The 22,519-nt window shown below is 65.0% G+C and carries 21 protein-coding genes; 7 read left to right on the forward strand and 14 right to left on the reverse strand.

The genetic code is table 11. The features are described from left to right. Positions 1–5: 5 nt before the first annotated feature. Together ACYQR9_RS07825 and ACYQR9_RS07830 are read right to left on the reverse strand one after the other, a co-directional pair. Entirely contained in the window at positions 6–1,865 is a 1,860-nt protein-coding gene (locus ACYQR9_RS07825; protein ID WP_461229245.1) for a S1C family serine protease, read from the reverse strand. Positions 1,866–1,904: 39 nt separating this feature from the next. Further along, positions 1,905–3,041 carry a tetratricopeptide repeat protein gene (locus tag ACYQR9_RS07830; RefSeq protein ID WP_461229246.1) on the reverse strand — a complete coding sequence of 379 codons (1,137 nt, stop codon included), beginning with the start codon at positions 3,039–3,041 and terminating at the stop codon, positions 1,905–1,907. Positions 3,042–3,394: 353 nt separating this feature from the next. Here ACYQR9_RS07830 and ACYQR9_RS07835 point away from each other — a divergent pair, with 353 nt between their 5' ends. Continuing rightward, the gene (locus ACYQR9_RS07835; RefSeq protein ID WP_461229247.1) at positions 3,395–3,640 is read left to right on the forward strand and encodes a methionyl-tRNA formyltransferase; all 246 of its coding nucleotides are present in this window, start codon (positions 3,395–3,397) and stop codon (positions 3,638–3,640) included. Positions 3,641–3,910: 270 nt separating this feature from the next. Here ACYQR9_RS07835 and ACYQR9_RS07840 read toward each other — a convergent pair whose 3' ends face one another. From ACYQR9_RS07840 to ACYQR9_RS07855, 4 genes are all read right to left on the reverse strand, one after another. Continuing rightward, positions 3,911–4,270, reverse strand: coding sequence for a hypothetical protein (locus ACYQR9_RS07840; RefSeq protein WP_461229248.1), 360 nt, complete (start codon positions 4,268–4,270; stop codon positions 3,911–3,913). A 107-nt stretch (positions 4,271–4,377) separates the two neighbouring features. Further along, complete coding sequence (locus ACYQR9_RS07845; protein WP_461229249.1) at positions 4,378–5,487, reverse strand: hypothetical protein; 1,110 nt, start codon at positions 5,485–5,487, stop codon at positions 4,378–4,380. A 253-nt stretch (positions 5,488–5,740) separates the two neighbouring features. Further along, positions 5,741–5,884: a hypothetical protein gene (locus ACYQR9_RS07850; protein ID WP_461229250.1), complete on the reverse strand. Its 144-nt coding sequence runs from the start codon at positions 5,882–5,884 to the stop codon at positions 5,741–5,743. A gap of 301 nt (positions 5,885–6,185) precedes the next feature. Continuing rightward, positions 6,186–7,379, reverse strand: coding sequence for a tyrosine-type recombinase/integrase (locus ACYQR9_RS07855; protein WP_461229251.1), 1,194 nt, complete (start codon positions 7,377–7,379; stop codon positions 6,186–6,188). A 630-nt stretch (positions 7,380–8,009) separates the two neighbouring features. On the opposite strand from ACYQR9_RS07855, the gene ACYQR9_RS07860 reads away from it, so the two are divergent. After that, a complete protein-coding gene (locus ACYQR9_RS07860) occupies positions 8,010–8,606 on the forward strand; it encodes a hypothetical protein (protein ID WP_461229252.1) in 597 nt (198 codons plus the stop codon). Positions 8,607–8,681: 75 nt separating this feature from the next. On the opposite strand, the gene argB is transcribed toward ACYQR9_RS07860, so the two are convergent. Next, positions 8,682–9,593 (reverse strand): acetylglutamate kinase, encoded by a 912-nt coding sequence (gene argB, locus ACYQR9_RS07865; protein WP_056431748.1) that lies wholly within the window; start codon positions 9,591–9,593, stop codon positions 8,682–8,684. Positions 9,594–9,818: 225 nt separating this feature from the next. Between argB and ACYQR9_RS07870 the strand changes: the two genes are divergently transcribed. Further along, on the forward strand, positions 9,819–10,082 hold the full coding sequence (locus tag ACYQR9_RS07870; RefSeq protein ID WP_461229253.1) for a hypothetical protein: 264 nt from the start codon (positions 9,819–9,821) through the stop codon (positions 10,080–10,082). A 196-nt stretch (positions 10,083–10,278) separates the two neighbouring features. Further along, on the forward strand, positions 10,279–10,554 hold the full coding sequence (locus ACYQR9_RS07875; protein ID WP_461229254.1) for a hypothetical protein: 276 nt from the start codon (positions 10,279–10,281) through the stop codon (positions 10,552–10,554). A gap of 30 nt (positions 10,555–10,584) precedes the next feature. Here the strand turns inward: ACYQR9_RS07875 and ACYQR9_RS07880 are convergent, their stop codons facing one another. After that, complete coding sequence (locus tag ACYQR9_RS07880; protein ID WP_461229255.1) at positions 10,585–11,391, reverse strand: MOSC domain-containing protein; 807 nt, start codon at positions 11,389–11,391, stop codon at positions 10,585–10,587. Positions 11,392–11,592: 201 nt separating this feature from the next. On the opposite strand from ACYQR9_RS07880, the gene clpB reads away from it, so the two are divergent. Then, positions 11,593–14,223 carry an ATP-dependent chaperone ClpB gene (gene clpB, locus ACYQR9_RS07885; RefSeq protein ID WP_056431759.1) on the forward strand — a complete coding sequence of 877 codons (2,631 nt, stop codon included), beginning with the start codon at positions 11,593–11,595 and terminating at the stop codon, positions 14,221–14,223. 129 nt (positions 14,224–14,352) lie between these two features. Here the strand turns inward: clpB and ACYQR9_RS07890 are convergent, their stop codons facing one another. Next, positions 14,353–14,709 (reverse strand): hypothetical protein, encoded by a 357-nt coding sequence (locus tag ACYQR9_RS07890; protein WP_461229256.1) that lies wholly within the window; start codon positions 14,707–14,709, stop codon positions 14,353–14,355. Positions 14,710–14,898: 189 nt separating this feature from the next. Between ACYQR9_RS07890 and ACYQR9_RS07895 the strand changes: the two genes are divergently transcribed. Continuing rightward, a complete protein-coding gene (locus ACYQR9_RS07895; protein ID WP_056452022.1) occupies positions 14,899–16,380 on the forward strand; it encodes a short-chain fatty acid transporter in 1,482 nt (493 codons plus the stop codon). Between the two features lie 80 nt (positions 16,381–16,460). Here ACYQR9_RS07895 and ACYQR9_RS07900 read toward each other — a convergent pair whose 3' ends face one another. Continuing rightward, positions 16,461–17,048 carry a hypothetical protein gene (locus tag ACYQR9_RS07900; protein ID WP_461229257.1) on the reverse strand — a complete coding sequence of 196 codons (588 nt, stop codon included), beginning with the start codon at positions 17,046–17,048 and terminating at the stop codon, positions 16,461–16,463. A gap of 527 nt (positions 17,049–17,575) precedes the next feature. On the opposite strand from ACYQR9_RS07900, the gene ACYQR9_RS07905 reads away from it, so the two are divergent. Continuing rightward, positions 17,576–18,583: a calcium-binding protein gene (locus ACYQR9_RS07905; RefSeq protein WP_461229258.1), complete on the forward strand. Its 1,008-nt coding sequence runs from the start codon at positions 17,576–17,578 to the stop codon at positions 18,581–18,583. A 147-nt stretch (positions 18,584–18,730) separates the two neighbouring features. On the opposite strand, the gene ACYQR9_RS07910 is transcribed toward ACYQR9_RS07905, so the two are convergent. From ACYQR9_RS07910 to rnpA, 4 genes are all read right to left on the reverse strand, one after another. Continuing rightward, entirely contained in the window at positions 18,731–19,144 is a 414-nt protein-coding gene (locus ACYQR9_RS07910) for a DUF423 domain-containing protein (protein WP_461229259.1), read from the reverse strand. Then, the gene (gene yihA, locus ACYQR9_RS07915) at positions 19,141–19,791 is read right to left on the reverse strand and encodes a ribosome biogenesis GTP-binding protein YihA/YsxC (RefSeq protein ID WP_056432386.1); all 651 of its coding nucleotides are present in this window, start codon (positions 19,789–19,791) and stop codon (positions 19,141–19,143) included. The genes ACYQR9_RS07910 and yihA overlap by 4 nt, the downstream gene beginning before the upstream one ends. A 192-nt stretch (positions 19,792–19,983) precedes the next feature. Continuing rightward, a complete protein-coding gene (gene yidC, locus ACYQR9_RS07920) occupies positions 19,984–21,828 on the reverse strand; it encodes a membrane protein insertase YidC (protein ID WP_461229260.1) in 1,845 nt (614 codons plus the stop codon). After that, complete coding sequence (gene rnpA, locus ACYQR9_RS07925; RefSeq protein ID WP_210348138.1) at positions 21,821–22,465, reverse strand: ribonuclease P protein component; 645 nt, start codon at positions 22,463–22,465, stop codon at positions 21,821–21,823. Before rnpA ends, yidC begins: the two co-directional genes overlap by 8 nt. Between the last annotated feature and the right edge of the window lie 54 nt (positions 22,466–22,519).

The following is a 22,519-nucleotide window of genomic DNA, read 5'->3' on the forward strand; positions in this document are numbered from 1 at the left end:
CGATCTCAGCGGACTGGCGGGCGTGCATCGCGACCCTGCCGGGGGGCGGGTCGCGATGGGGCGGGAGCGGCGGGACGTGGTGGGGTGGGTTGGACGGTGGTGCCATCCTGCGGGGCCGGGATCGGCGCTGCATCCGGAACGGGTCCAGCCGCGCCTGCCGCGACGTTCGGGGCGGGGTCGCGCTGTGCCGCTGGGCCGGGTTCGATGGTTGCAACGGGGGGAGTTTCGCGCGGCGCAGCCTGAAGATCGCAGGTCTGGGTGTCGAGGGTGGAGTTTTCACCGCCGGCCGCGAGGAAGGCCGTGAGCCCATCGGTGCCGAGCGCATAGCGCGCGGTGACGGGCAGGCGGCTATCGCTACGGCCGAAGCTGTTCACGCCGACCACCCGTCCGCAGTAATCGACGAGCGGACCGCCACTGTTGCCCGGGGCGATCTCGGCGCTGTGGAGCACCAGCGTCACGGCCGCGTCGTCATAGCGTTGGAGATGATTGACGACGCCGGTCTGGAGCACCGGCTCCAGTCCGCGGCTGGCGGACGCATCGCCTTCGCCGAGGCGCTTGAAAGTCGGGTCGGTGCCGAGATGGAGTCCGGGAAAGCCGGCGGCGACGACGGGCGTCAGCGGCCGTCCGGGAGCGGTGAGAGCAAGGGGCTGGATGTCCGCCTGCCGTGGGACCCGCAGAAGTGCGAGGTCATTGAGGGGCCCTTCGCCCCCAGTCCGCACGAGGGTGGCCTGAACGATGCCGACATGGCGTCCCGCGATCCGCAGGGACGCGGCGCCCTCCACGACGTGGCGGTTGGTGATGACGAGTTCGTCGCTGACGAAGAAGCCGGAGCCGGTCGCGTCCCCTGCCAGGACGAGGACGGTGCCCCGTTCCAGCCGACCGACGAGGCTCGCCGGGTCGGTCGCCACCGCCGGTCCCTGCGAACCCTGGATCGCGGGGACGGGCCCGATCGCGGCGCGCGCCTGCGGACGAGTCGGGGTTTCGATGGGCAGGCGAACCCCGACCGGGCTCTGGGGCACAAGCGCGGGCAGCTCCGAACGCAGGTGCGGACAGGCGAAAGCCGAGGCGGAAGCCAGGACGTCGCGTCGACGCTGAAGATTGTCGAGCCAGGCGGCAAGCAGGGTGCGCGCCTCACCCGAGATCGCCCGCGGCGGCTCGGGAAAGGCCAGCACGCCGGGAACGAAGGAGAGGCTGAGGAGAATGCCGGCCAGAGCGGTGGCGACGACAGGCGCCGTCCACAGCCGCGCACCAGGACGGTATCCGAGCGGTTCCGGAGCCGGCCCTACCGGCTCGTCGATCTGGGAGTTCGGTTGCACCGGCCGGAACCGGGCCAACCAATCCCCGCGCCCGATCGGTGGCATCGGCAGATCGTCCGGCACCAGATGGCTGAGGGTGACCGCGTGATGGCGGAGACGGCCCTGCTCGTCGCCCAGCAGACCGGCTGGGAGGAGCCCCCAATCGATCAGCAGCGGCTCCGTGCCGATGGCCAGGACTGCGCGCGGCGTGGCCAGGTTGAGGCAGGCTGCGACGAACGGGCCATCCTCGGGGTCACGCAGCAGTGGCTTGATGCCCGAGAGCAGAGCGCGGATGCGGCCCCTCAGCTCGGCCGCGCTGGTGGAATCCAGGTCTTCCAGGTTGCGCGAAGGGCCATCGAGGGAGGTGTACCAGTCGACGCGTGCTGCGGCCGACCCGTTGGAGTGGGACAGGACCGGCTCGGCGAAGAGCGCGGCAGTGGACTCGCCGCAACGCTGACGGAGGAGGCGGACCAGCCGTTCATGGTTCTCGATGACGATCCGGTCGTCGATCCGGACGAGGTCGAGACCTGCGAGCGTGCGGCTTCCGACGAAATGCGAGCCCTCCGTCATGAGCGCTCTCCGAGGCATCGTTCGAGGTGAGAGCGCGAATCAATCACAGCGGGTGCCCGTACCGAGACCATCGATATCGAGGCGGACGAGGGCGTCGCGTGCCTTCGACGTCCCATGCTCGGCTGCCCTGACGTACCAGGTCCGCGCGGCGACACCGTCCGCGGGACCGCCGACACCGTTATCGAGGGCCGTCGCGTAGCAATACATGCCCTCGGCGAGACCCATCTCCGCGGCATCGCGAAACCAAGCGCGGGCCTTGACTTCACTTCGTTCAAAGCGCCGTCCCTGGCGGTAGAGGATACCGATATTCACCTTGGCGGCTGCACTCCCCAGCTCGGCCGCCAGACGATATGCGCGATAGGCATCCTGATTGGCACCCTGCCGATCATAGGCGCGCCCGAGTTGGAAGCTCAGGCGACGCATGTCGGGGGACAGATCAACGGCGCGCCGACAAGCTTCGATTGCTTGCTGAGCCTGCAAATCGCGGAATTCCACCCGCGACGGCACGTTGGAGGAATCCGGATCCCATGGCGCCGCAGCGGCGCTGTCGCATCGATCGATTGCGGTTTCCTGTGGGGCTAACCGCATCTTTCCAGCCTCGGCCACGACCGGGCAATGCCCGCCAAAAAAGCAAAGAAGCGCCAGACACCGGAAATCGATCGGCCGCATTCTGCTGTGCATTATCAATAGCTGGCCTGGAAGGGGACGCACGGGATCACTGCGACGAAAAGGACGTCTGTTACATGCAGTGCAGCGTACAACCGATTGCATTGAGAAAATACGAAAAGGCTGCACCGCAACCTGCTCATCGAGCGACGGACTGCCATGTGTCTCGCCTGCGCAACACTCAAAGATTGGTGCACATCGCGCTTGCCCTGGGGGCTGCGGCAGTTGGTTATGCCATACCTCTGTTCGTTTCATCGACGGCTTGGTGTCAAGCACAACGACATCGTCGAACAGCATGGTTAGCACGGTGCCGCCGGAGTCATCGATGACCTCGAAGGATTTCAGGATGGCCGCCCTAAACGGAGCCCCGGTCCTGAGCGTTGCGGGGACGATATGTTTGGCGCCGAGGATTGCCTCCATTCGGACCGCATCGAGATCGTGGTGCTCTTCCGCCTCTGGCGCTGGCCACAGTCTAGCGTCAGAGCGGGTGTTGAAGAAGTAGTGGGGCATGTTTGGTCTCTTTTGGTTGGCCGCGATCACGTTGCTCGGTAGCGCAACCTTCTTGTGAATGGTGCAGCTTGCTGATGCTGCATCGGAGGTTGGCGAGAGCCATATCGAGCAGATCGGAATAGGGTCTTTTAGAATTTGCAAGTATAGGCGGGATACTCAACCCCGGAGTGGGGTCGCGAATAAAAAAATTACAGCACTATGTTTGTGTATAGTGACACAATGACTTCATTGATAGTTCACTTCGCGCTTGCCTCGTGGCGCCGCGCCTGCCATTCTGACCTCTGATAATGGATTGGTATCCGGGGTTAGACGGGTTCGTCACGAACCCCGGCGGCCAAAGGTGCAAGGAGGTGATGGCGGCGTTGATCCGGAATTTCGAGCGGAAGGAGATGGAGCGTGTCTCCCTCCACGATGAGATCGAGGCGACCTACAGCGTGTTCGAGCGCGACGGCCGGGTCCTCCTTCAGATCGACAGCTACGGTCGCGCCGATCGCGAGATGCCCGGCAAGAAGAGCCAGACGATCCAGTTGGATCGCGACGGTGCCCGCGCCCTGTTCAACATCATCAAACGCGAGTTCAGCTTCGACGAGGAGCGGTAGCGTGACCGTCATCGTCACACCGGCCACGGCTCTCCCTGTTCATCCTCTCGACGAGGTGGCCGCAAGCCCTCCAGCTGGTCGAGTTCGGCGCGGCCCTGCGGCGGTCCGAGCTGGTGGCCCTCGACGTCGCCGACATCGCCGTGGTGCCCGCATCGCCGTGGTGCCCGAGGGCCTGCCGGTGACGATCCGGCGGTCGAAGTCAGACCAGGACGGCGAGGGGGCCGTGCTCGCCATCGGCCGCACTGGCCGTGAGACCTGCCCGATGGCGGCCTACACTGGCTGGCTCACGGCCTCCGGGATCGTCGAGGGCGCCGTATTTTGCGGGATCTCCCGGCACGAGCGGATCGGGGTGCGGCTCTCCACCGACGCCGTCTCTGAGATCGTGCAGAAGCGGGCTGCCGCGGCGGGGCTCGAGGCCTTGCTCTTCTCCGGACACTCGATGCGGGCCGGGTTCGCGACGTCCGCGGCCTCGGCCGGGATCGAGGAGCGGGTGATCATGCGCCGACCCGGCACCGATCGGCCGCCACCGTTCGCCGGTACATCAGGGACGGCGAGTTGTTCGATCGGAACCTCGCTGCCGAGATCGGCCTGTAAGACGTGTTCGCGGAGCAGATCTCGGCCACGGCCCATGACCGGGCTCGGAAGGTTGCGATCGAACGTGTAGCCGTTGTTGTTCGGCGCGAAGCGACGGATACGCTACCCGACGGTCGCAACCCTATCAGTACTACCTATGGAGCTTACCTTGAGCAGGGCATTGATGAGGACGTTGAGCTAGACCTTGATGTCGACCTTGATGTTGCGGGTCCAAGCGAAGCGTACTCAGATGCCGACATGCTCCAATCGCCGGAGTTCTTTTCCATCCATTCCACCGCGAGGCGTGCGCGGGGAAGGCAAGCCAGCCGCGCAATGCCCACAACCTGGACATCGGGCATCGTCCTCCGTTTCGGCACGAGGAGCGTGAAGCCCTCGCCGGCCGCCTTTTCGATCGCCTCGGGTGGCAGGAGTCGACGAGCGGAGGATATCGCCTCCTCCCGAATCTCCGCCTCGTGATGTACGCCGTGCCATCGGTCGGCGAGCGAGTGGAGAACTTCGATATCGTAGCCGATACCCTCGACCAGATGCGGCACGAACGCGACGGCATCCAGATCACGCAGGACGCCCAAGTCTGCCTCGAAGGACTCGCCATAGCGAAAGGGGAAACCAGCGGGGTCGCAGGTGATCGCCTTCCTCGCGCGGTACCCCCAGACGATGACCTGTTCAGTCTTTCCGATTGCGCGTCGCTCGTAGGCTTGCCGGATCCCGCCCTCTCGCCATTCAAGGCCGCCTTCCTTCGTGAAGGTCGAGTCGCCATAGAGATTCACCAACAGGCGGAGGGCGGCGAGATTCTGGGTCTTCCGGATCGCCTCCAGCAGCGACACGTCCTCCCAGTCGAAGCCCGTGACGAGGTGATTGCTCAGCCAGATCCACTCCGGCTTGAAGTCATCGAATGTGGGAGCGTCCGGGTTGGCCCAGAAGGCCTTGCTTCCCGGCACTGCGTTGGCGGCGCTAAGAAGGTAGCGTGGACGAGTTCCGCCCTTGATTTGGGTCAAGAGGCCGGCATCCTTGAGCGCTTCAATCGCTCTTGGAGCTCGAATCCGTCCGATGCCAGTGTATTCCTCGACGGATTTCGCTGACCACGAGGTCGTGCGGTTGTCGGCTCCCGAGCCGCACGCCAGCACCAAGTAGGCGACCGCAGCGTTGAGACCCAGATCGCAAGCGAGGCCCCATAAGCGCCGGTCGATCGCGAATATCTTGCTTGCTTCAGTTTTCCTTTTCAACGAATCAGTAAGTGCGTCTAGTTCCATCATTTCATCTATTGTAATTTAACATTGCGTGAGTGTTATTCGGCGAATGCCAGAAGAAGTGCCGCAGAACTCGGCTGTGTGGAGCGCTTCCTGTCCTGTTCCTGCTCGCCCCATTTTCTGCATATGTTGAGGGAAATGGGGCGAGCTAAGTGTTTGAGTGGTAACGCGAATTGAGTGAAGTAGGTTTTGGCGGGCTCGCTTTTAAGGCTGCACAACCTGATGCCGGCAAATTGAGCACCCGTTAAGGCCTCAATTGTCACCTGTCCTTCGGCGCATTGTCATTCATGGCGAGGGCCGCACGATGCTCGTGCCACTGGAGGCCCGCCTGCCGGCAGTCGAGCCACTCGATCAGGTCCATGATCTTCCAGCCGAGCCGGCGCTCCGAGAGGCGGATCGGCATCGGTATTGCGCCACGGTCGTTCAGGCGGCGGAAGGTTGGAACAGAAAGTCCGCAGAAGGCCGCCGCGTCGTTGGTTCCGATCACGCGGCGGCGAGCGATCTCGGGTGGGAGTGTCGATAGTGCGTTCAAGTTTTCCTCTTTCGTCGTCGGGTGGAGCGCTACGCGGCATCGTCCAGACGTCCGGTGAAGGGGCGGCCAAATGGTGATGCCGTAATCGCCTCACAATGCTGTGATGCGCAACCATCACCCCTGATCAGGTCGAAGAGAAGCACGCCACCGTTGCCCGCCGGTGGTTGTGTCATCAGAGGCACAAGCGAAGCACCTGAAGGGCCCATCGATCGAGCGCGTCGCGCTTCTCGGGCCTGTATGCCGCCCAGTTGTAATTGCCGGCCACTCCGCCCTTGTGGGACGAGACGTGGCTGAGGACCTCCTCGACGATGTGCGGCATCACGCCGATTGAGTTCATCCCCGTGGACACCGTGCGCCTGAGGTCGTGGAGAGACCAGTCGCCCACTGCATCTCCAATCCGACGGTCCATCGCCGCTTTTGCCCTGCTGAACCCCGAGAATGCGCCGACGCCGTCACCAAATACGAGCTCTCTTCCAGCGCGGACAGGCGCATCTTCGAGAACAGAAAGTGAGGCGCGTGACAGGGGCACCTCGTGGCCGCGCCTGTTTTTCATGCGTGTGGCCGGAATGGTCCACATCGCAGCCTGAGCGTCGATCTCATTCCAGCGTATGCCAGCCACCTCAGTTCGTCGCTGGCCAGTAAGAATGAGAAGCCGGACGATGCGACCGAAGTCGTCGTTCGTGCTGGCCTGCCACACGGCGGCGAGTTCGCTGTCGTTCAGCACTCGATCTCGTCGAGTCGGCGTGGTGGCCTTGTTGGTGTTCAGGACCGGGTTGGCCTCGACGAGGCCCTCACCGATCGCCCAAACAAAAAATGTAGACAAGATCGATCGTGCCCGGTCGGCTGCTGATCCGCCGCTCACATTGGCGACTTCTCGGTGACGAGACGCGACATCCGCCCTCGTGATCGAGGAGAGTGGCCGATCCCGAAGCGGCTTCCAGTGAACCTCAAGATGGTGCCTCAGGTTGCTGATCGTCGAAGAACGCCGGCCCGTGGCCTCCTTATGGGCGACGTAGACGTCGATGAGGCCATCGAGCGTAATGACCGCTTGTGCACGGGCTTGCCGACGTGAGTTGGTCGGATCGCCGCCGAGAGTTGCCTCAGCGATCTTCTCACGCGCAGTGCGCCTCGCAGTTGCGAGGTCGATTGCGTCGAAGGAACCGAGTGTGTGCAGCTTCGACTTCCCACCTGAGCGCGGCGGACGAATGACCCAAGCTCGATTACCACTTGCGCGCAGGCGCAGTCCAAAGCCGGGCACATCAGAGTCCCAGACGATACGCTCTGCTTGTCCGCTCCCCGTCGTCAGACTCCCCAGGATACCCTTCGCGAATTTCAACACGTTCTCGTCGCTGGCGCGGCGCGGCATGATCCATCCTCGACTTCAGGGGTGCATCCGGGGTGCAGAAGGGTGTGCACCAGTGATGGCTCTTGATGACTGGAGTGAGGAGGTATGCTTGAATTCTCCTGCGATAGCCAGGGTCGAGCGTGCACCCCGGGCACTCGTGATCACATCGACTACATCATTGGTAATGAGGAGGTCGACAGTTCAATCCTGTCCAGCAGCACCATTTTCCCGAAAGAACCCAGCGTTCGTGCTGCGTCTCCCGCGACTAGGCTTCGTTGCTGGTTGAACGACTTTCGGGCGCGACAGCTTCATTTCTACCCACCGATTCACGTCTTCCAACAGCCTTCACGTGACCGTGCATAGCGCGGTGCCGGAGACGGCAGCATTCGCATCTTCGCCTTTGGTCACGCCTCAGCGAGGGGCATGTTTGAAAAAGGCAGGCCGGTCCGACCACTCTTGGCGCTGCCTTGACGCTGTCGCGGCCCAGGGGATAGGGCTACGCCCCGTTGCGGCAGCCAGGCTGCTTGAGTGAAGGCTGAATGTGGTGCGCGGCGGTGCCGCGGGTTTCTCGACAGGGCGGCTTCGGACATGGAAGCGGCGGTGCGAACGGTCGCGCGCGCGGCGCCCCAGATCGATCGAGAGGGTTTCATTGTGAGCTTTGAGCCGGACCATAAGGCACTGGCGATTTCCGGCGCCGACGTCGCCAGCGAGCGGCCCCCGGCCGACGCGGATTCGATCATCGCCGCCTTGGAAAGGGCAGCCGTTGCAGCCTCCGCGTCCCCACCGTCGCTCAAGATGGTGGGCATGGCCAAGCGTCTCCTGGTCGAACTGCGCGCCTCTTGCCGGGGTCGGGCCGATGCCAAGCCTATGATCCTGCGTGGCCGCGCCGCTCTCAAGGAGGTTGAGGCTGCGTACCGGCCCAACGAGGCGGATGTGACGAAGGATACGGTTTCCGCCGAACGTCGCGCTGCGAAGGCCGAAACAGCGAGCCGCCGCGTGGCTGAAGGCGAGGAGGTCTTCGCTCAGAATGCCGAACGCATGCGCAAGATCGTCGGCGCGTTGATCGCTGCCTCCAAGACCGAGGATCCCAGCCGCTTCACGGTCCAGGCCACCTTGTGCCAGCAGATCTGGGACGAGATTGGTCCGGCGGGCGCGGAAGGACCGGCCCTCACCAGGGCTTATCGTAAGGCGACGGCCGCGTTCTGGGCCAAGGCCGGTGTGCCGGATCCCGGCGAGGCCGAGAAATGATGACGTTTTGAGATCCCGGCGGCCGCGAGGATGCCGCGCCCCGGGACGTAGGGGTTACGTCCCGGGGCTTTGTGCTCAGGCCCGGCGGATCAGCGTACCGGCGCCGTGGTCGGTGAAGAGTTCGAGCAGCACGGCATGGCTCACCTTGCCGTCGAGGATCACGACCGCCTCGACGCCCTGTTCCAGCGCGTAGATACAGGTCTCGATCTTCGGGATCATCCCGCCCGTGATGGTGCCGTCGGCGATGAGGCGGCGGCAATCCTCCAGGGTGAGGTCGGTGAGGAGCTTCTTGTCCTTGTCGAGCACTCCCGGCACGTCGGTGAGGAGCAGCAGGCGCTTGGCCCGTAGGGCTCCGGCGATGGCCCCGGCGAACGTATCGGCATTGACGTTGTAGGTCTGGCCGTCGGCGCCGAAGGCGACCGGAGCGAGGACAGGGATCAGTTCCGCCTTCAACACCGCGTCGAGGACGCCGCGTTCCACATGCTCCGGCTCGCCCACGAGGCCGAGATCGATCTCCTTCTCGGTCTGGCTCTCCGGGTCGATCACGGTGCGCGTCGCCTTGCGGGCGCGGACCATGTTGCCGTCCTTGCCGCAGAGGCCGATGGCGCGACCGCCCTCGGCCGAGATCCAGCCGACGATCTGTTTGTTGATCGAGCCGGCGAGCACCATCTCGACCACCTCGACGGTCGCCTCGTCGGTGACGCGCAGGCCTCCGCGGAACTCCGACTCGATGCCGAGCCGGCCGAGCATGCGCCCGATCTGCGGGCCGCCGCCATGAACGACGATGGGCTTCAGGCCGGATTGCTCGAGGAGCACGATATCCTCGGCGAAATCTTCCGCCGCGGCGCGGTCGCCCATGGCGTGGCCGCCATACTTGATGACGACGATCTCCTGATCGTAGCGCTGCATGTGGGGCAGGGCCTGGACCAGAACTTCCGCGCGCACATGCACGTTCGGGAGGGCGTCTTTTGCCAGAGATTCTTTCATCGTGAGGCACTGTCCTCGCTACGGCGCCGGATCGGGATGCGCGACGACGCGCTTCTAGCGCAGCGATGTCGCACTGCGAAGCGCCATAGCCGCCAAAGCTCGGAAAAATGGTCCCATCGTGAAAGGCGGATCGGTGGTGAGAACGGCCAGCACCAAGGGGGGGCATAATCGTGCGTTAACCCTGTCCTGTGATCCTTTGGAAGATTGCACAGGACGCTCCCTCCGATGCTTGCCGCGGATACCACCGTCGCCCGTCCGACCCTCACCGGCCTTCGGAATTTGACTGCCGCCCTCGCCCAGATCGGGAAGGACACCGCCTCTCCCACAGAAGTCTGTCGCAGACTGACCGACAGGTACGTCGTCGATCTCGATGCCGTCGCCAGCATCCTGCCCCGCGCCGAGCCCGAGCCGACCTGGCTCGTACCTCGTAACGAGGACCGCCTCGTCACCGGCCGATCGCGGGCCGGCAACGTGTCGCTTCGCGCATGAATCCGAAGTCTTCGCGCCGTGCATGAGAGCCATGTCCGGCCGGGACCGAGGCCACCTTGCGAGAGGTTTGGCATCCGTCATGCTAGACCAAGTCCAATGAAAAACGACGAGGAATGCTCAGGCAACAATCACGCGGCCGCTCGACGCCTGAGCAACACCGCGGACCTTATTCGCCGAACCGAAAAAGGGGTCCGTCATGTCCGAATTGTTAGCCGTCGCCCTCGTTTGCTCCAGCATGATCGCGGCGCAGGATTGCTCCCGCACCACCGCCCTCGACGTCATCGTGTCACCTGCGCACACGCCGATGGAATGCATGATCCACGGCCAGACCATGGCGGCTTCCACCTGGAGTGAGGAGGGTGAGAAGCGCTACGTCAGGGTGACCTGCGAGCGGCGCCATGCCGATCTTCGCGGCCTGCGCCGGGCGGGCTACGCCGCAGCCATCGTGCTCGTCCCGCGCCACCCGATCTGACCTTGCCCAGCGGCGGGAACCCAGGTGCGATTATGGCCTGACTTCGCACGGCTCGAGCAGGAGCGTCTCGCCCTGTTCGAGGCGGCCGCCGCTGAGCACCTCGGCATAGACACCGCAATCGGTATGGCCGAGTCGCGTCGAGAGGGCCTTGGGGATCGCAAGGTCGCGGAGTCCGGTCGCCGGGTCGACATTCGTCGCCGCGCAGCGCTCCGTCCGCTTCGAGACTTGCAGGCGGACGCCGCCTTTCGACCCTAGGACGCGTCCGACCAGATCGAGTTCGGCAAACGGCGCGAGCCCGGAAAGGTGAAGGTTCGCGCGGAAGCGCAACGGATCGACGGGCGCTCCTACCATGTCCTCGGTCGCCGCCACGCTGGCGAGGTTGAGGAGCGAGACGAAGCCGCGCGCCGAATCCGTGAAGCGGAAGCCTTCCGGCGCGGCGAGCAACTTCGGCGGCCCGCGCAGGGCGTCGGCGAATTCCCTTGCGAAGAACGCTTCCACCGCCTCCCGCCCCTCTGGAACCGACAGGTCCGCCTCGACGGCGGAGCGTCCGCCTTGAGAGATTGTCAGGATCGAACGGTCCGCGTCGTAGCGCGTCACGAGACGCGCCAGGGCCTCGTTGCGCATCAGCATCAGAAACTTGATCTTTGGCTGGTGCTTGGGAGTCGCGGGATCGAGCCCCGACGGCCCGTTCTCGATGGCGAAGAGCCGATCGCCGGGAAAATAGGCTCCGGCCCGTAGCGTCGCCACGTCCAGACGCTCCGGCGACAGACCCTTCACCGGATAGCGATGAAGCGCCTCGAGGTGCAGTTCGCTTGAGGGCGTCGGCTGGACATTCATCGCGCCAGCTTCGCCCGAAGCTTTCCTGAAGCGCAAGTCCGTGATCGGGTCTTGTGGTGCTCATATGCAACACTACATCGTAAACATCGGCGGCCCTCGCGGCGCCGGTGTTCCCCGGACCATTCGGTCGGGGAGCGACGTCTCGACGGGGCCGCGCCGCTTGGCGGGCGGTGGATCGTCGGCACGGGGGAGAGGAAAGACATGAATTTCGAGATCTATACCGAACGCGCCCGCGGCTTCGTCCAGGCCGCGCAATCCCTGGCCCTTCGCGAAGGCCATCCGCAATTGCAGCCCGGCCACCTCCTGAAGGTGCTCCTCGACGATCCCGAGGGGCTTTGCGCAGGCCTTATCGACCGCGCCGGCGGACAGTCCCGCGTGGCGCTCGCCCAGGTCGAGCAATGGTTGGCCAAGCAGCCCAAAGTCTCGGGCAATTCCGCGCAGCCCCAGGCGACGCGCGAACTCGTGCGCCTGTTCGACACCGCCGAGAAGGCCGCCCAGAAGGCGGGTGATTCCTACGTCACCGTCGAGCGCCTGCTCCTGGCCCTCGCCGTGGAGAAGGACACTGAATCCGGCCGTGCGCTCGCTGCCGCCGGCGTCACCGCCGCGTCGCTGAACGCCGCCATCAACGCGCTCCGCAAGGGCCGCACGGCCGACAATGCCACGGCCGAGAATGCCTATGACGCCCTGAAGAAATACGCCCGCGACCTCACCGAGGCCGCCCGGGAGGGTAAGCTCGACCCGGTGATCGGTCGCGACGAGGAGATCCGCCGCACCATCCAGGTCCTGTCCCGGCGTACCAAGAACAACCCGGTTCTGATCGGCGAACCCGGCGTCGGCAAGACCGCCATCGTCGAGGGGTTGGCCCTGCGCATCGTCGATGGCGACGTGCCGGAGAGCCTGAAGGACAAGAGCCTGCTCGCCCTCGACATGGGTGCGCTGATCGCCGGAGCGAAATATCGCGGCGAGTTCGAGGAGCGGCTGAAGGGCGTGCTCTCCGAGGTCACCTCGGCGGCCGGCGGCATCATCCTGTTCATCGACGAAATGCACACGCTGGTGGGAGCCGGGAAGGCGGACGGGGCGATGGACGCCTCGAATCTGCTCAAGCCCGCTCTGGCACGCGGCGAACTGCATTGCGTCGGCGCGACCACGCTCGACGAATACCGCAAGCATGTGGAGAAGGACGCGGCCTTGGCCCGCCGCTTCCAGCCCGTCTTCGTGTCCGAGCCCACCGTCGAGGACACGGTCTCGATCCTGCGCGGCATCAAGGAGAAGTACGAGCAGCATCACGGCGTGCGCATTCAGGACGCGGCCCTCGTGGCGGCCGCGACTCTGTCGAACCGCTACATCACCGACCGCTTCCTGCCCGATAAAGCCATCGACCTGATGGACGAGGCCGGGTCGCGCCTGCGCATGCAGGTGGATTCGAAGCCGGAGGAGCTCGACAACATCGACCGTGAGGTGGTCCGCCTCAAGATCGAGGGCGAGGCGCTGAAGAAGGAGACCGATTCCGCCTCCCGCGACCGTCTGGTGCGGCTGGAGAAGGAACTGGCCGATCTCGAAGAGCAGTCGGCCGCGATCACCTCCCGCTGGAAGGCCGAGAAGGACAAGCTGGGTGCGGCGGCCGAGCTCAAGAAGAAGCTCGACGAGGCGCGCAACGAACTCGCCTCGGCCCAGCGCCAGGGCCAGTACCAGCGCGCGGGCGAGCTCGCATACGGCGTGATCCCCGGGTTGGAGCGGGAGCTCGCCGAGAACGAGGCGGCCGCCGAAAGCGCTGTCGCCCGCGACGGCATGGTCGAGGAGGCGGTGACGCCGGCCCATATCGCGGGCGTCGTCTCGCGCTGGACCGGCGTGCCCGTGGACAAGATGCTGGAGGGCGAGCGCGAGAAGCTCCTCGGCATGGAGGCCGAACTGGGCAAGCGCGTCATCGGCCAGCGGGAAGCCGTCGAGGCGGTGGCCACCGCCGTGCGGCGTGCCCGCGCCGGCCTGCAGGATCCGAACCGGCCGATCGGCTCGTTCATGTTCCTCGGACCGACGGGCGTCGGCAAGACCGAGTTGACCAAGGCGCTGGCCGGCTTCCTGTTCGACGACGACACGGCCCTCGTGCGCATCGACATGTCGGAATACATGGAGAAGCACTCGGTCGCCCGGCTGATTGGCGCGCCTCCGGGCTATGTCGGCTATGAGGAGGGCGGTGCGCTCACCGAGGCCGTGCGGCGCCGGCCGTATCAGGTCGTGCTGTTCGACGAGATCGAGAAGGCGCATCCGGACGTGTTCAACGTCCTGTTGCAGGTTCTCGACGACGGACGCCTGACGGACGGGCAGGGGCGGACGGTGGATTTCCGCAATACGCTCCTGATCATGACCTCGAATCTCGGGTCGGAATATCTGGTGGCTCAGACGGAAGGGCAGGATACGGATGAGGTCCGCGAGGAGGTGATGGGTGTGGTCCGCCATCATTTCCGGCCGGAATTCCTCAACCGCATCGACGAGATCATCCTGTTCCACCGTCTCCGGCGGTCCGAGATGGGGGCGATCGTCGATATCCAGCTTGGGCGCCTCCAGACCCTCCTCGACGAGCGCAAGATCGCCCTCGACGTGGAGCCCGATGCCCGCGACTGGCTGGCCGACAAGGGCTACGACCCGGCCTACGGGGCGCGTCCGCTCAAGCGCGTCATCCAGAAGGCGGTGCAGGACCGGCTGGCCGAGCAGCTGCTCGCGGGCCGCATCCATGACGGCGAGGCGGTGCCGGTCCGGCTCGGCCCGTCCGGCCTGATGATCGGCGACGATCCCGCTTTACCGGAGCGGCGTCCGGCGAGCGCCACGCTCAACTGAGGCGAGGTTCGCTTCCATGCTTCCGGCGGGGACCGCCTCCGCCGGAAGCTGATCTCATGGCAGTCGCCACCACCTCTCGGATAACTTCTGCATAGACGGGGGTTCCTGGCACGGGGAAGAAAGCGTAGTTCAGCGACCCGAGCCGCGCAGTGCCAGCTTCACGCGCTGTTCGAGCAGGTTCCACCGCGCCGAAACCTCACTTGCTACGCAGCCACCATAGGTCTGTCCTACGAAGAAGCCCTGTTCGGCCCGGTTTCGGCAGTCAAACACAGGTGGCGCCGCCAGGACGGCGAGCACAGCACCGGCAATCGCCGCGGCGCTGGCAAGGATGCTGAACAGCCAGGCCAGTTGCGAGCCGTGGGTTCTCCTTACCCTGTCAGCAGGACCGGTTTCCGTTCCATCGGTGAGATCACGGAACGGCGCATCCGCATTCGGGCGACGGTCGCGAATGATCTCCTGGACGGATTTGCTCGCTGGCCGTGTCACACGACATCCCCTGGAAGGATCGCGGCGCATAGTGAGACGCGCGGTACTGAAGGAAGGTTGAAGGCGACCCATCCCCGCCGACTTTAGCTTGGTGACAAGCCAAAAAGCCGGGCTTGAGCCCGCTCCATGTTTGGGCAACATGCACGGCATCGGCTTGGTGGACCAGGCCGGATCACGGCGGGATTTCAGATGTCGGCACCCAGTCCAGAATCCCGCGATCCGGTTCCGTCCAAACCGGGAACCGGCCGCCCCGTCGGCGAAGTCGCCACCGATGGTGCCCTGTCCCGCCTCGGCATCCGCTTCACCGTCTGGGCCGAGCGCTGGTTTCCCGACGCGTTCATCTTCGTGGCCATCGCGGTGGTCATCGTGGCCCTCGGGGCGCTGGCCAACGGCGCGCCTGCGATGACGGTGGCCAAGAGCTTCGGTGACGGGTTCTGGAGCCTGATCCCCTTCACCATGCAGATGGCCTTCGTCACCATCGGCGGCTACGTGGTGGCGACGGCGCCACCGGTGCAGCGGCTGATCGACCGGCTCGCCCTCGTGCCGAAGACCGGCCGGGGCGCGGTCGGCTTCGTGGCGGCGGCGACGATGCTGTCGTCGTTCCTGAGCTGGGGCCTCAGCCTGATCTTCGGCGGCCTTCTCGCCCGCGCGCTCGCCCGCCGCACCGAACTTCGCATGGATTACCGGGCCGCCGGTGCCGCGGCCTATCTCGGGCTCGGCGCCACCTGGGCCATGGGGCTCAGCTCATCGGCCGCCCAGCTCCAGGCCAATCCGAAGAGCTTGCCGCCGAGCCTGCTGCCGATCACCGGCGTGATCCCGTTCAGCGAGACGATCTTCCTCTGGCAGTCGATGCTGATCGCCCTGATCCTCTTCGTGATCTCGATCATCATCGCCTATGTCTCGGCGCCGCAGCCCGCCACCGCCGTGACGGCCGACGATCTCGGCCTCGACGTCTCGCGCGACAAGCCGGACGAGTCTCGGCCGCAGCAGCCCTCGGAATGGCTGGAGCATTCGCCGATCCTGACCCTGCTCCTCGTCATCATCGCCGCCGGCTGGCTCTACCAGGAATTCGCGCGCCAATCCTGGATCACAGCGATCTCCAACCTCAACACCTACAACCTGCTTTTCCTCACCCTCGGCCTGCTGCTGCATTGGCGGCCGCGGAACTTCCTCGCCTCCGTGGCGAAGGCGGTGCCGGCCACCGCCGGTGTGCTGATCCAGTTCCCCCTCTACGCGGCGATCAGCGCCATGCTGACCAACGCGAAGAACGCGGGCGGTACCTCGGTCTCGGATGTCATCACTCACGCGTTCGTGGCGCTGAACACCACGGGCAGCTTCCCGATTTCCATGGGCGTCTATTCGGCGGTGCTCGGCTTCTTCGTGCCGTCGGGCGGCGGCAAATGGCTGCTGGAAGCGCCCTACGTGATGCAGGCGGCCAACGAGCTGCAGGTCCATCTCGGCTGGGCGGTGATGATCTACAACGCTGCCGAAGCGCTGCCGAACCTGATCAACCCGTTCTGGATGTTGCCGCTTCTCGGCATCCTCGGCCTCAAGGCCCGCGACATCGTAGGGTTCAGCTTCCTTCAGCTCATCATCCATCTGCCGGTGGTGCTGTTCCTGCTCTGGGCGCTCGCCTTCACGCTCACCTACCACCCTCCAGTGATGCCGTAGGGGACGGCCTGTTTCTCGGGCCTGACCCGACTACGTGGCGCGAGCCCGCCGCTCTACCGCATAGGACGAGGGGCGGGCTTTCAAGGGCGTCCCTGCGGCGGACCGCCCATGGCGATCACGCCCGCATCGGCGAGGCCCCGGGCCTCGTCGGCGGCCGAGGCCACGAGCGAGAAACTGACCGGCCGCAGCGGACCGCTGTCATGGCCGGTTTCGCCCTCTGACCAGGAGCTGACGGATATCGGCGTGAATGCATCCGCCATACCGCTGCTCGTCAGACCCTCGGCGCGGGCGCGCGCATCGACGCGCTGGAGGAAGCCCTCACTTCGCACGCCAAGGCGCATTGGCCGGGCGTCGGGCTCGGCCTGCCAGACCGTACGGATGAGGCAGTGCCTGCCGTTATTGTCCTGCCCCCAGGATGCGACGTAGCGCGGCGACAAAAGCTCCACCGCCTTCTCCCGGTCCGGTGCACGGTGTGGGATGGTGTCGATCGCCTCACGCGAGGCGGGCCGCGTCGCGAGCCCCTGGAACGGCGTGCGGCCGTGGCGGATATAACCGAGGCAATCCTCGAAGATGATCCGCATCACCAACGGCTCGTTCTCCTCGATCGGCGCGGCGCGGACGGGGATGGCCGCGAGGCAGGCGGCGAACAGAATCCAGGGTTTCAGCAAGCGATCCTCCCTCCGGCGCGGGGGGTGAGAGAGCGTATACCATCACCCCCGCAGGCCGATGGCGACGGTGATCTAGAAGGCGGTCACGGCGAACCGGTGCGTCAGCGCCGCTCCGTGATCAGGGCGGTGGTAACGCGGGTGAACGGGATCTCGCTGTAGCCTGTCGTCCCGATCCATTCGGATGCCCGGCCTATGGCGTGGAGCATTCAATATTGCCGACTTCGCCCTGCCGGTGATGACTGATCCTCTTGTCTGAGCGCCGAGATTTCATGCCCCGCCTATCGGGGTTGGGCACTCGCGAAGGATGATTCCGCGCCGTCCCCACATTGGGCGAACACCTCGATCCCGTGAAGGAGGCCATCAGGGATGAGGCGTCGAGAGCGCTGAAAACTGCAGACAAAGACCAGATTTCTAAGAAATACTTTTATAAATCAAGTATATATTCCGTTATTGCCTGTCTGCCTGCAAAAGGCTAGGCTAGTCATGCAAATCGATCCTCGTTGGAGAATGCGAAGGAAAGGAACGACATGGCGTATGTAATGGGCACGGGTCAGGCCGATCTCATAGATTACACCACGGGTGTGACTGACGAGAAAGACTATATTCTCGGCTACAGTGGCAACGATGTGATCTACGGTCGAGGCGGGGATGATACCATTTTTGGCGACTCCGATTCGGCGACGAATTATATCGGCAGCGACACCCTCTATGGCGGCGGTGGCAACGATCTGCTGATCGCAGATAACGGCGTCGATACGCTCTACGGCGGATCTGGCGACGACCGGTTCGTCATGCGCTACGACTTGTTCATCGACGACGTTCATGGCCAGTCGGGTACCGATACTCTAGCGTTCGTTGCTTTCGACCGAGCCGCCAACGTCAATCTGAGCCAGAAGTCTTATTTCATCGTCGGCGGTGAAGAAGGCAAGCAAACCGTCTCCGGCGTCGAGAATGTCAGTGGGACCGACCAGAACGATAAGCTTACGGGCGATGCCGCCAACAATCTCCTGAGCGGCAACATCGGGGACGACCAACTCAATGGTGGTGCCGGCAACGACACGCTTCAGGGCGGGGACGGGGTGGACCGGCTCGTGGGCGCCAGCGGCGACGATGTCCTTTCGGGGGATGGCTCGTCGGACAAGCTGTTCGGGGGCGAGGGGAAGGACGTACTGAACGGCGGGTCAAGCGCCGACATCCTGTTCGGCGACGCCGGCAACGACTCGCTCCGAGGCGATGACGGCAATGACATGCTGATCGGCGGGACCGGCAACGACAGACTGACCGGCGGCGCCGGCCGCGATACCTTCGTTTTCGATCGGCTCACAGGCAAGGACGTCATCACCGACTTCAGCCCCGGATCGGGCTCGCCCGACGTCATTCGCCTGGAGAAGGATGTGCTGGGCTCCTTTGCCGCCGTGGTCTCTCACGCCGAGAACACCAGCGCCGGCGTCGTCATTCAGTATGACGAGGGCAGCATCAGGCTCGCCGGCCTGCAGGTCGCGGATCTGCACGCGACCGATTTCCTGTTCGTCTGAGTCCCACCCGTAGAACTTCCGTTTTGCTCTAGGGTTCGGAACGGGAGCCGTGTGTGAACCGGAACTTTCTCGAGGCACTGCAAGGACCGGGTGCCACTCCGAACCGCCCCTCGACCTTGGACGAACGCGCCAAGGGTCGAGGTGTCGCTAGGATCGAATTGCGGGCGTGTGCTGGCCAAGTGGACCCTGTCGGGTCCGCGCCGGAACGAAAGCGGCCAATGCCGCGACCAGCCAGCCGGCCATGAGGATGACGCCGCCAGTCGGCGCGGCCATCGTAAAGAGCGGAATGCCCTTCAGGGCACGCAAGGACAGATCACCGGAGAATAGCGCGAGTCCGATCACCAGGGCGGCAGCGGCGACCCGGGTCGTAAGGCGGTGAGTGATCCCGGTGGCCGTCAGGGCCACGAGTGCGATGATGGCGGGCGCGTGGAACAGCAGAAACTGCGCCGCCGTCTTCAGGCTGTCGGCTCCGGGGATATGGGCCGCGGCCGCGCTAGCGGCGACGCCGAGCAGGCCGGCGAGCGCGCCGAGAGCAAGGAGGGCACGGTCGAAGCCGGTCATGCGCCGCGCTCGGCCAGGATCCGGGCGACGCTCGCCCGTAGTTCCGGCACGCCACGGTCGTCGCGGCTGGATGTGATCAGGATCTCAGGGTAGGCCGCCGGGCGCTTGGCGATGGCGGAGCGGATGCCGGCAATGCGCGCATCGACTTCGGCCTTCTTCAGGGCATCGCCCTTGGTCAGGACGATCTGATAGCTCACGGCGGCCTTGTCGAGCCCGTCGAGCACGTCGGTATCGATGCTCTTCAATCCGTGGCGGGAATCGATCAGCATGAAGACGCGGGCGAGATTGGCGCGACCCTTGAGGTAGTCGTGGATCAAGTCGGTCCAGGCCTCGACCTTGGTCTTCTCCACGGCCGCGTAGCCGTAGCCGGGCATGTCCACCAGGGTCAGTCGCCCGCCGATATCGAAGAAGTTGAGTTGCTGCGTCCGGCCCGGCGTATGCGACGTCCGCGCCAGGGTATTGCGGCCGGTCAGTGCGTTGACGAGGCTCGACTTGCCGACATTGGAGCGCCCGGCAAAGGCGATCTCGACGCCCTTCATCGGCGGCAGCGCGGCGACGTTCGGCGCGGAGGACAGGAAATCAGCCACTCCCGCGAACAGCAGGCGGCCGGATTCGAGGAGGGCTGCGTCGGCTTCGGGCTCGGTCATCATGGTCTCCGGCTGAGAGAGGGAAACGTGACGTGTCCCACCATCGACCTCATCCTGAGGTGCCGCGAAGCGGCCTCGAAGGAGGCGTCCAGAAACCGCGTCGGGTCTTGGAGGCCTCTTTCGAGGCCTCCGCTTCGCTCCGGCGTCTCGTGATGAGGAGCCGGGGTGGTCTCGTTGGGAAGAACGCTAAGCCTAGCTCTTGGCCGGTGCGTTCTTGTCGGCGGGCTTCTTCTTGAACATCCCGCCGAGGTTGTCCCACAACTCCACCTTCACGCCGTTGCGGCGCATGATGACGTATTGCTGGATGACCGAGAGGGTGTTGTTCCAGGCCCAGTAGATCACCAGACCGGCCGGGAAAGAGCCGAGCATGAAGGTGAACACGATGGGCATGAAGGTGAAGATCTGCGCCTGGACCGGGTCCGGCGGCGCGGGGTTCATCTTCATCTGGATGAACATCGTGATGCCCATCACGATCGGCCAGATGCCGAGATGGATGAAGTCCGGGGCAGCGAAGGGCAGGAGCCCGAACAGGTTCAGGATGTTCGTCGGATCGGGAGCGGCGAGATCCTGGATCCAGCCGAAGAACGGCGCATGCCGCATCTCGATGGTGATGAACAGGACTTTGTAGAGCGCGAAGAAGACCGGGATCTGGATCAGCACCGGCCAGCAGCCGGCGACCGGGTTGATCTTCTCCTTCTTGTACAGCTCCATCATCGCCTGTTGCTGCTTCATCTTGTCGTCGCCGTAGCGCTCGCGGATCGAGGCCATCTCCGGCTGCACGGCCTTCATCTTGGCCATGGACTGGTACGACTTGTTGGCGATCGGCAGGAACAGCAGCTTAAGGCAGAACGTCACCACCAGGATCGACACGCCGAAATTGCCGAACAGGTGGAAGAAGAAGTCCAACGCGCGGAACATTGGCTTGGTGATGAAGTGGAACCAGCCCCAGTCGATCATCAGATCGAACTGCTTGATGCCGAGATCCTTCTGGTAGCCGTTGATCGTGTTGACTTCCTTGGCACCGGCGAAGAGCTGCTGGGTCGACGTCACGGTCGCGCCCGGCTCGACGCTGCGGCCATCGCCACGCACGCTGGCCTGATAGACCTTGGTGGCACCGTCGGTGCGTTCGGTGAAGCTGCCGGTATAGGGCGCGGCCTGGTCCGGGATCGTGGCCGCGGCCCAGTACTTGTCGGTGATGCCGACGAAGCCGCCGCTCACGTTCGCCCAGGCCTTGCCCTTGGTGCCGGCATTGCCGAGCGCCGGCTCCTTGGCAACGTGGTCATAGGTGTATTCCTGCAGGCCGTCGGCGCCGAGGACGCCGATCATGCCCTCATGCAGCACGTAATAGCCCTGCGTCGTTGGCTTGCCCCAGCGCGAGACCAGCCCATACGGATACAGCGTGACGGCGTTCGCCCCCTTGTTCTCGACCTCGTCGCGGATCGTGAACATGAACTTGTCGTCGACGGCGATGACGCGCTTGAACAGCAGGCCTGCGCCGTTGTCGTAGGTGAGGGTCAGAGGCTTTGCCGGCGTCAGCGCGGCGGCATCGGCGGTCCACACCGTGTCGCCCGTGGGGAGGGGGCCTGTGTTCTGACCGACCCAGCCGAATTCTGCGTAATACGGGTTCGCGCTACCGGTGGGCGAGAGCAGCACGATGCGCGGGCTCGAATCGCTCACGGTCTCGTGGTAGCCCTTGAGCGAGACGTCATCGACGCGGCCACCCTTCAGGGCGATCGAACCGGCCAGGGCCGGGGTGTCGATGGCCACGCGCGGGGAACGGGCCAGAGCCGCCTCGCGGCTCTCCACCGATACGGCCGCGTTCGGCAGGGTGCCCGGAACGGGAGCCGAGGGACCACCTTCCGCCGGGCTCGCCGAAGGAGCGCCGGTCGGGTTGGCAGCCTGGGCCGCAGCCTTGTTCTGAAGCTCGGCCTGACGCTGCTGCTCCACGCGGGGGGCGGCGATGAAGTAGTTCCACCCGAGCAGGACCGCCAGCGACAAGGCGATCGCGACGATCATGTTCGTCTTGTCATTACCCATCGAGAGATCCGTCGCGTGTGTTCGAAGGAGGGGAGGCGTCGAAGGCTCCGCTCGCCGCGCGAGGCATCGACGGCGCCTCGTGCTGCAGGGGCGCATCGGCCGCATGATGGCAGGATGGTGTCGGGGCGCCGCGAACCGGGCCTTTCACGGCATCGGCCGGGTTGGCCGCGCCGAGGCGACCTTTCCCACGTCCGGGGCGGTTCTTCTGACCCTGCTGCCTGCCGTCGCTCGGCTTGATCACCGCGCCAACGGAACGGCGCAGATCGGCGACCAGCGTGTCGAAAGGCGCATGCAGAGCGGGGCGACGGGCCACGAGCACGATATCGGCCTCGGCGGACGGCAACTCGGCTGCTGCGCGCTTCACGGCATCGCGCAATCGGCGGCGGATGCGGTTGCGCTCCGTCGCGTGACCGACCCGCTTGGTGATCGTGAAGCCGATGCGAAGTCCATCGACCGCCGCGCTCTCCGAGGTGGCAGGCACAGGCGTGCCGGCCGCATGACGCAGCCGGCCTTGGGCACTCATGAGCTCGGTGTGAAAACGGCGCCCTCCCGCAGCAGCGAGAAAGTCCGGTCTCCGCTTCAGCCGTCCGATCGTCGACACTGCCGGTTCGATCCTGCGGCCAAGGGGCGAGGTCATCGCTTGGGCAAGCCTCGGGTTGATCAAGGCCTACCCCAGCGGACTACGCCGCCG

It is taken from the genome of Methylobacterium sp. CM6241 (genome assembly GCF_054817845.1).

Coding starts and splice junctions, on each gene's coding strand:
- ACYQR9_RS07825 (WP_461229245.1), bottom strand. CDS start 1,865: ATGACGGAGGGCTCGCATTTCGTCGGAAGCCGCACGCTCGCAGGTCTC.
- ACYQR9_RS07830 (WP_461229246.1), bottom strand. CDS start 3,041: ATGCCCCACTACTTCTTCAACACCCGCTCTGACGCTAGACTGTGGCCA.
- ACYQR9_RS07835 (WP_461229247.1), top strand. CDS start 3,395: ATGGCGGCGTTGATCCGGAATTTCGAGCGGAAGGAGATGGAGCGTGTC.
- ACYQR9_RS07840 (WP_461229248.1), bottom strand. CDS start 4,270: ATGGGCCGTGGCCGAGATCTGCTCCGCGAACACGTCTTACAGGCCGAT.
- ACYQR9_RS07845 (WP_461229249.1), bottom strand. CDS start 5,487: ATGATGGAACTAGACGCACTTACTGATTCGTTGAAAAGGAAAACTGAA.
- ACYQR9_RS07850 (WP_461229250.1), bottom strand. CDS start 5,884: ATGCCGATCCGCCTCTCGGAGCGCCGGCTCGGCTGGAAGATCATGGAC.
- ACYQR9_RS07855 (WP_461229251.1), bottom strand. CDS start 7,379: ATGCCGCGCCGCGCCAGCGACGAGAACGTGTTGAAATTCGCGAAGGGT.
- argB (WP_056431748.1), bottom strand. CDS start 9,593: ATGAAAGAATCTCTGGCAAAAGACGCCCTCCCGAACGTGCATGTGCGC.
- ACYQR9_RS07870 (WP_461229253.1), top strand. CDS start 9,819: ATGCTTGCCGCGGATACCACCGTCGCCCGTCCGACCCTCACCGGCCTT.
- ACYQR9_RS07875 (WP_461229254.1), top strand. CDS start 10,279: ATGTCCGAATTGTTAGCCGTCGCCCTCGTTTGCTCCAGCATGATCGCG.
- ACYQR9_RS07880 (WP_461229255.1), bottom strand. CDS start 11,391: ATGAATGTCCAGCCGACGCCCTCAAGCGAACTGCACCTCGAGGCGCTT.
- clpB (WP_056431759.1), top strand. CDS start 11,593: ATGAATTTCGAGATCTATACCGAACGCGCCCGCGGCTTCGTCCAGGCC.
- ACYQR9_RS07895 (WP_056452022.1), top strand. CDS start 14,899: ATGTCGGCACCCAGTCCAGAATCCCGCGATCCGGTTCCGTCCAAACCG.
- ACYQR9_RS07905 (WP_461229258.1), top strand. CDS start 17,576: ATGGCGTATGTAATGGGCACGGGTCAGGCCGATCTCATAGATTACACC.
- ACYQR9_RS07910 (WP_461229259.1), bottom strand. CDS start 19,144: ATGACCGGCTTCGACCGTGCCCTCCTTGCTCTCGGCGCGCTCGCCGGC.
- yihA (WP_056432386.1), bottom strand. CDS start 19,791: ATGACCGAGCCCGAAGCCGACGCAGCCCTCCTCGAATCCGGCCGCCTG.
- yidC (WP_461229260.1), bottom strand. CDS start 21,828: ATGGGTAATGACAAGACGAACATGATCGTCGCGATCGCCTTGTCGCTG.
- rnpA (WP_210348138.1), bottom strand. CDS start 22,465: ATGACCTCGCCCCTTGGCCGCAGGATCGAACCGGCAGTGTCGACGATC.